Consider the following 6711-nt stretch of genomic DNA (forward strand, 5'->3'; position numbering starts at 1 on the left):
GAGGAACTCGTTCATGCGCCGGCTGGAGTTCTCCAGTTCCTCCAGCCGCCGGCGCTCGCTCATGTCGCGCGTGACCTTGGCGAAGCCGCGCAGGTCGCCGCCGGGGCCGTACACCGCGGTGAGCACCACGTTGGCCCAGAACAGGCTGCCATCCTTGCGCACGCGCCAGTCCTCGGTCTCGAAGCGGCCGGTCTCGCGCGCAATGCGCAGCGCGGCCTCCGGCTTGCCGGCGGCGCGGTCTTCCGGGGTGTAGAACATGCGGAAGTCCTGCCCGATGACCTCCTCGGGGCGGTAGCCCTTGATCGCCTCGGCGCCGGCGTTCCAGCTCTCCACGGTGCCGGCCGGGTCGAGCATGAAGATCGCGTAGTCCTGCACGGAATCGACCAGCAGCCGGAAGCGCTCCTCGCTGATGCGCAGTTCTTCCTCGTGCCGGCGGCGCTCCGTCAGGTCGCGCGTGATCTTGGCGAAGCCGGTGAGCTCGCCCATCGGGCCGTAGAGCGCGGTGATGATCACGTTGGCCCAGAACCGGGTGCCGTCCTTGCGCACCCGCCAGCCTTCGTCCTCGAAGCGGCCGCGCTGGCGGGCCAGCCGCAGTTCCTCCTGCGGCCAGCCGGAGGCGACGGCGTCGGGCGGATAGAAGATGGAGAAGTGCTTGCCGAGGATCTCGTCGCGGTGCCAGCCCTTGAGCTTCTGGGCGCCGGTGTTCCACGAAACGATGCGGCCTTCGGGATCCAGCATGAAGATGCCGTAATCGGTGACGGCCTCGATCAGCAGCTGCAGGCGCTGCTCGGTCGTGTTCTCCGGGTGGGACTCGGCAATCTGGATCATATGGGGCGCGACCATTATCGGCAGCGTGCCGCGGCCGACTGATGGGGCGCGCCGAAAACGAGCCCTTGTCCTACAGCCAGTTTCGGAAAGCGTGCTGCGTGCCTCAGCCTTGGCCCGCGGAGCCGGCTTCTTCGAGGAAGCGCGCGAGCAGGGCGTCGAGCTCGCCGAGGCGCGCCTGCACGGTTATCAATGCGCCATCGGCGGCCTCGGCCTCCAGCTCCTTCGCCAGGGCATGCAGCGGCGTGCCGCCCACCATCGAGGCGGAGCCGGCCAGCGAGTGGAGGTGGCGGCGCACGTCCGGCGCCGCGCCGGCGGCCAGCGCGGCGCGCGCGGACTGCAGCACCTGCGGCGTGTTCTCGCGGAAGGCGCCGAGAGCCACGCGCAGCAGCTCCTCGTCGCCACCGAGCCGGTCCAGCGCCTGCGCGCGGTCGAACACGGCGCCGGAGGCGAAGGGCGGCGGTGCGGCCGCTCGCGCGGCGGCAGGCGAAGCGTCCCGCGCCCGCGCGTCGAGCGGCGGCGCCTGGCCGGTCCACTCGGCCAGCACCCGTGCCAGTTGCGCGGCATCGATCGGCTTGGAGAGGTACTCGTTCATGCCCCAGGCGAGGCAGCGTTCGCGCTCGCCCGCGGCGGCATTGGCGGTCAGCGCGATGATCGGCTGGGTGAAACCCTGCGCGCGCAGGCGGCGCGCGGCCTCGTAGCCGTCCATGCGCGGCATGCGGCAGTCCATCAGCACCAGGTCGTAGTCGGCCGCGGCCATGGCGGCCAGCGCCTCCACGCCGTCGCCGACCACCGTCACGTCGCGGTAGCCCGCCTGCGCCAGCAGGCCGCGCACCACCACCTGGTTGGTCTCGTTGTCCTCGGCCACCAGCACGCGCGCTGCATGGGGCCGCAGCGGCGGTGCCTGCGTGTCGGGCCAGCGCGTGGGCACGCGCTCCGGCGGCAGCGGCGGCAGCGGCAGCTCGCAGCGCACCGAGGTGCCGCGGCCCGGCTCGCTTTGCAGCAGGATGGTGCCGCCCATCATGTCGGTGAGCTGCTTGACGATCGCCAGCCCCAGCCCGGTGCCGCCGTAGCGGCGGCTGGTGGCGCGATCGGCCTGGGTGAAGCGCGTGAACAGGCGCTGCTGCACCTCGAAGGGAATGCCGATCCCGGTGTCGTGGACGGTGAAGCGCAGCATGTCGCTGCCGCGCCCGAGCGCGCTGCGCCCCACCAGCAGGCCGAACTCGCCCGCGGCCGTGAACTTGAGCGCGTTCGACAGCAGGTTGTTGAGGATCTGGCGCAGCCGGCCGGCGTCGCCCTGCACCGCGTGCGGCACCCCGGCGTCCACCTCGAACACGAAGCGCAGCCCTTTCTCCTGCGCCCGCAGGCGGTAGATGTCGTGCAGGTCGTCGAGCAGCTCCTCCAGCCGGAACGGGGCGAATTCCAGTTCCATGCGGCCCGATTCGATCTTGCCCAGGTCCAGCAGGTCCTCGATCAGCTCCAGCAGCGAGGCGGCGCTGGCGTCGGCCAGCTGCACGTAGCGGCGCTGGCGCGCGCTGAGGTCCTCCGACAGCAGCAGGCGCGTGAGGCCCAGCACGCCATTGAGCGGGGTGCGGATCTCGTGGCTGACGTTGTCCAGGAAGTCGCTCTTGGCGCGGTTGGCCGTCTCGGCCGCCTCCTTGGCCTCGCGCGCCTCCTGTTCGGCCGCGACGCGTTCGGTGATGTCGCGGAAGTTCAGCACCCGCGCGCTCACGCCGTCCTCCAGCTGCATCACGCTGGTGAAGCGCTCGAACACGCGGCCGTCGGCGCATTCGATCAGCTTGAAGCCCTGCGCGTCCGGCGAACGGAACAGCGCCTCGAGGTCGCGCATGGACTGCGCCGGGTTCTTCAGCTGGTCGCGGATGAAGGGCAGCAGCTCCGGCGTCTGGGCCTGCGCCAGGTGCGGCGGGATGTTCCACATGCGCAGGAACTGTTGGTTGCGCAGCAGGATCTCCTGCTTCGGGCCCACCACCAGGATGCCGTCGGCGGTGGAGTCGAGCGTCGCGCGCAACAGGAGCGCGGCCCGGCGGTTGGCCAGGCTGTCGTCGGGCGGAGGAAGGGCCTGTCCGGTCATCCTGGTCTGCGGCTGGCTGCCGATGATACGGCCGGCTCCGTGCGGGAAGCCGGCGCCGCCCAGGGCCCCGCCAGGAGGGAAGGCTGCGGCCGCGAAGGTGCGTGCATGGGCGGCATTGTCGCAAGGCGATCGAGGCCTTCCAGGCGCCGGCGCAAAGTGCGTTCCGGCGCCCCCCGGGCTCCTAGAATCCGCGCATGACCGTCCTCGAGATGCTGCAGGCCGCGCAACAGCGCCAGGGTTCGATGTTGTGCGTGGGGCTGGATCCGGAGCCGACGCGCTTCCCGCACGGCATGACGGCCAACGCGGCGCGCATCTTCGATTTCTGCGCCCGCATCGCGGACGCCACCGGCGACCTGGTGTGTGCCTTCAAGCCGCAGATCGCCTACTTCGCCGCCCACCGCGCAGAGGACCAGCTCGAACAGCTGATGCGGCACCTGCGCGCCAACTTCCCGCACGTGCCGGTGATCCTGGACGCCAAGCGTGGCGACATCGGGTCGACCGCGGAGCAGTACGCGCTCGAAGCGTTCGAGCGCTACGGGGCCGATGCCGTCACCTTGTCGCCGTTCATGGGATTCGACTCCGTGCAGCCCTACCTGAAATACCCGGACAAGGGCGCCTTCCTGCTGTGCCGCACTTCCAATCCCGGGGGCGACGACCTGCAGAACCAGCGGCTCGCGTCGGTGGAGGGCCAGCCGCTGCTGTACGAGCACATCGCACGGCTCGCGCAAGGGCCGTGGAACCTCAATGGGCAATTGGGGCTGGTGGTGGGGGCGACCTATCCGAACGAGATCGAGCGCGTGCGCGACCTCGCGCCGACGCTGCCGCTGCTGATCCCGGGCGTGGGGGCGCAGGGCGGCGACGCCGTGGCCACCGTGCGCGCGGGCTGGCGGGCCAAGGGGCCGATCGTGGTGAACTCTTCGCGCGCGATCCTCTATGCCTCCAGCGGGCCCGACTTCGCGGAGGCCGCGCGCGCCGAGGCCCTCCGGACGCAGCAGCTGCTGCAGTCCGGCGTGCCGGTGATCTCGGACCTGCCCTGAGCGTCAGCGGGGGTGGTGGCGGCCGCGCACCATCCCCACGACGAACAGCACCAGCACCGCGCCGATCACGGAGGCGATCCAGCCGGCCGGCTCGTTGGCCGTGTAGAGACCCATGGCCTGGCCGATGAAGCGGGCCACGAACGCGCCCACGATGCCGAGGATCGTGGTCATGATGATGCCCATGTTGTCGTTGCCGGGCTTCACGGCCCGGGCGATCAGGCCCACGATGAAGCCGACGATGATGGTTCCGATGATCGACATGCGGGTCTCCGGGACGAGTTGCGAACGGGGGGATGCTAGGGCACGCGCCACGGCGGGGCGTGTAGGCGGGGCGGGGGTTCGGGCGTAGGCTGGTGCTGGGCTTCGCGCTGGCGCGGCTCAGCGCCAGCCTACGAATTCCAGCCCGACGAAAGGGCTCCAGGCGTTACAACAGCCGCTTCAGGTACTGCCCGGTATGGCTGGCCGGGTGCGCCGCCACTTCCTCCGGCGTCCCCGCCACCACCACCGTGCCGCCCCCATCGCCGCCTTCAGGACCCATGTCGACGATCCAGTCGGCGGTCTTGATCACGTCCAGGTTGTGCTCGATCACGACGATGGTGTTGCCGGCGTCGCGCAGCTGGTGCAGCACCTTCAGCAGCAGGGCGATGTCGGCGAAGTGCAGGCCGGTGGTCGGCTCGTCGAGGATGTACAGCGTGCGCCCGGTGTCCCGCTTGGAGAGTTCCAGCGCCAGCTTCACCCGCTGCGCCTCGCCGCCCGAAAGCGTGGTCGCCGCCTGGCCCAGCTTGATGTACGACAGGCCCACGTCCAGCAGGGTCTGCAGCTTGCGGGCGATGGTCGGCACCGGCTTCAGGAACTCGTGCGCGTCCTCCACCGTCATGTCGAGGATCTGCGCGATGTTGCGGCCCTTCCACTGCACTTCCAGCGTCTCGCGGTTGTAGCGCTGGCCGCGGCAGACGTCGCAGGGCACGTAGACGTCGGGCAGGAAGTGCATCTCCACCTTCACCACGCCGTCGCCCTGGCACGCTTCGCAGCGCCCGCCCGGCACGTTGAAGGAGAAGCGCCCGGGCCCGTAGCCGCGCTCCTTGGCCAGCGCCGTCTCCGCCATCAGCTCGCGGATGGGCGTGAAGAGGCCGGTGTAGGTGGCCGGGTTGCTGCGCGGCGTGCGGCCGATCGGCGACTGGTCGACGTTGATCACCTTGTCGAAGTGCTCGATGCCCTCGATCGTCTCGTGCGGCGCCGGCTCCTCGTGGGCGCGATAGAGCTCGCGCGCCACCGCCGCATAGAGCGTGTCGTTCACCAGGGTGGACTTGCCCGAGCCCGAGACGCCGGTGACGCAGGTGAGCAGCCCCACCGGGATCTCCACCGTCACGTCCTTCAGGTTGTTGCCGCTCGCATTGACGATGCGGATCACCTGCGGGTCGGGCATCTCGCCGAGGCGCACGCGCTTCGCGGGGACAGGAATCTTCAGCGCGCCGGACATGTAGCGCCCGGTCAGCGACGCCTCGCTGGCCATCACCTCCGCCGGCGTGCCCTGCGCGATCACCTGGCCGCCGTGGATGCCGGCGCCCGGGCCCATGTCCACCACGTAGTCGGCCGCGCGGATCATGTCCTCGTCGTGCTCCACCACCAGCACGCTGTTGCCCAGGTCGCGCAGGTGCTGCAGCGTGCCGATCAGGCGGTCGTTGTCGCGCTGGTGCAGGCCGATCGAGGGCTCGTCCAGCACGTACATCACGCCCGTGAGGCCCGAGCCGATCTGCGAGGCGAGCCGGATGCGCTGCGCCTCGCCGCCCGAGAGCGTCTCGGCGCTGCGATCGAGCGAGAGGTAGGTGAGCCCCACGTCGTTGAGGAAGCGCAGCCGGGCGCCGATCTCGCGCACCACCTTGTCGGCGATCTCCGCCTTGGCGCCGCGCAGCTGCAGGCCCTGGAAGTAGGCATGGCTGTCGCGCAGCGTCATGTGGCCGATCTCGTAGATCGCGCGGGCCTGCTCGCCTTCGCCCAGCTTCACGTGCCGGGCTTCGCTGCGCAGGCGCGTGCCCTCGCAGGTGGGGCAGGGCTGAAGGCTGCGGTAGCGCGCCAGCTCCTCGCGCACCGCGGCCGAGTCGGTCTCGCGGTAGCGCCGCTCCATGTTGGGCAGGATGCCCTCGAAGGGATGCTTCTTGGTCACCTTGCGGCCGGCGGAGGCGCCGCTTTCCAGCGCGTAGGTGAAGCGGATCTCCTCCTCGCCCGAACCGTGCAGCAGGGCCTTGCGCACGTGCGGCTCCAGCTCCTGGAACGGCGTGTCGACGTCGAACTTGTAGTGGCGCGCCAGGTTCTCGACCAGGCTGAAGTAGTAGGGGTTGCGCCGGTCCCAGCCCTTGATCGCGCCGCCGGCCAGCGACAGCTCGGGGAAGGCGACCACCCGGGTCGCATCGAAGAATTCCATCGTGCCGATGCCGTCGCAGGCGGGGCAGGCACCCACCGGCGAGTTGAAGGAGAACAGGCGCGGCTCGAGTTCGGCGATGGAGTAGTGGCAGATCGGGCAGGCGAACTTCGCGTTGAACAGGTGCTCGCGGCCGCTGTCCATCTCCACTGCCACGGCGCGGCCGTCGGCCAGCCGCAGCGCCGCCTCGAAGCTCTCGGCCAGGCGCTGCTGCACCTCGGACTTCACCTTCAGGCGATCCACCACCACGTCGATGTCGTGCTTCTCGGCCTTCTTCAGCTTGGGCAGGTTGTCGAACTCGAACACCTCGCCGCCGACGCGGAAGCGCACGTACCCCT

The 6711-nt window shown here is 70.3% G+C and carries 5 protein-coding genes; 1 reads left to right on the top strand and 4 read right to left on the bottom strand.

Annotation, left to right across the window (positions count from 1 at the left end; genetic code table 11):
- Window positions 1-828: PAS domain S-box protein (locus VFM98_RS00540; RefSeq protein ID WP_325107934.1), on the bottom strand; the 828-nt coding region annotated here is incomplete at its 3' end.
- 103 nt (window positions 829-931) lie between these two features.
- Window positions 932-2917, bottom strand: a complete 1986-nt coding sequence (locus VFM98_RS00545; protein WP_325107935.1) for an ATP-binding protein — start codon at window positions 2915-2917, stop codon at window positions 932-934.
- A 194-nt stretch (window positions 2918-3111) separates the two neighbouring features.
- Between VFM98_RS00545 and pyrF the strand changes: the two genes are divergently transcribed.
- On the top strand, window positions 3112-3954 hold the full coding sequence (gene pyrF, locus VFM98_RS00550; protein ID WP_325107936.1) for an orotidine-5'-phosphate decarboxylase: 843 nt from the start codon (window positions 3112-3114) through the stop codon (window positions 3952-3954).
- Between the two features lie 3 nt (window positions 3955-3957).
- Here pyrF and VFM98_RS00555 read toward each other — a convergent pair whose 3' ends face one another.
- Complete coding sequence (locus tag VFM98_RS00555; RefSeq protein ID WP_325107937.1) at window positions 3958-4215, bottom strand: GlsB/YeaQ/YmgE family stress response membrane protein; 258 nt, start codon at window positions 4213-4215, stop codon at window positions 3958-3960.
- A 163-nt stretch (window positions 4216-4378) separates the two neighbouring features.
- A partial coding sequence (uvrA, locus tag VFM98_RS00560) for an excinuclease ABC subunit UvrA (RefSeq protein ID WP_325107938.1) occupies window positions 4379-6711 on the bottom strand: 2333 nt, incomplete at its 5' end.

The sequence above is a fragment of the Ramlibacter sp. genome (genome assembly GCF_035706265.1).
GTDB lineage: Bacteria > Pseudomonadota > Gammaproteobacteria > Burkholderiales > Burkholderiaceae_C > Ramlibacter.

What these genes read in the sequence shown, in the direction of transcription:
- pyrF (WP_325107936.1), top strand. Translation starts at nt 3,112, where the DNA reads ATGACCGTCCTCGAGATGCTGCAGGCCGCGCAACAGCGCCAGGGTTCG.
- VFM98_RS00545 (WP_325107935.1), bottom strand. Translation starts at nt 2,917, where the DNA reads ATGACCGGACAGGCCCTTCCTCCGCCCGACGACAGCCTGGCCAACCGC.
- VFM98_RS00555 (WP_325107937.1), bottom strand. Translation starts at nt 4,215, where the DNA reads ATGTCGATCATCGGAACCATCATCGTCGGCTTCATCGTGGGCCTGATC.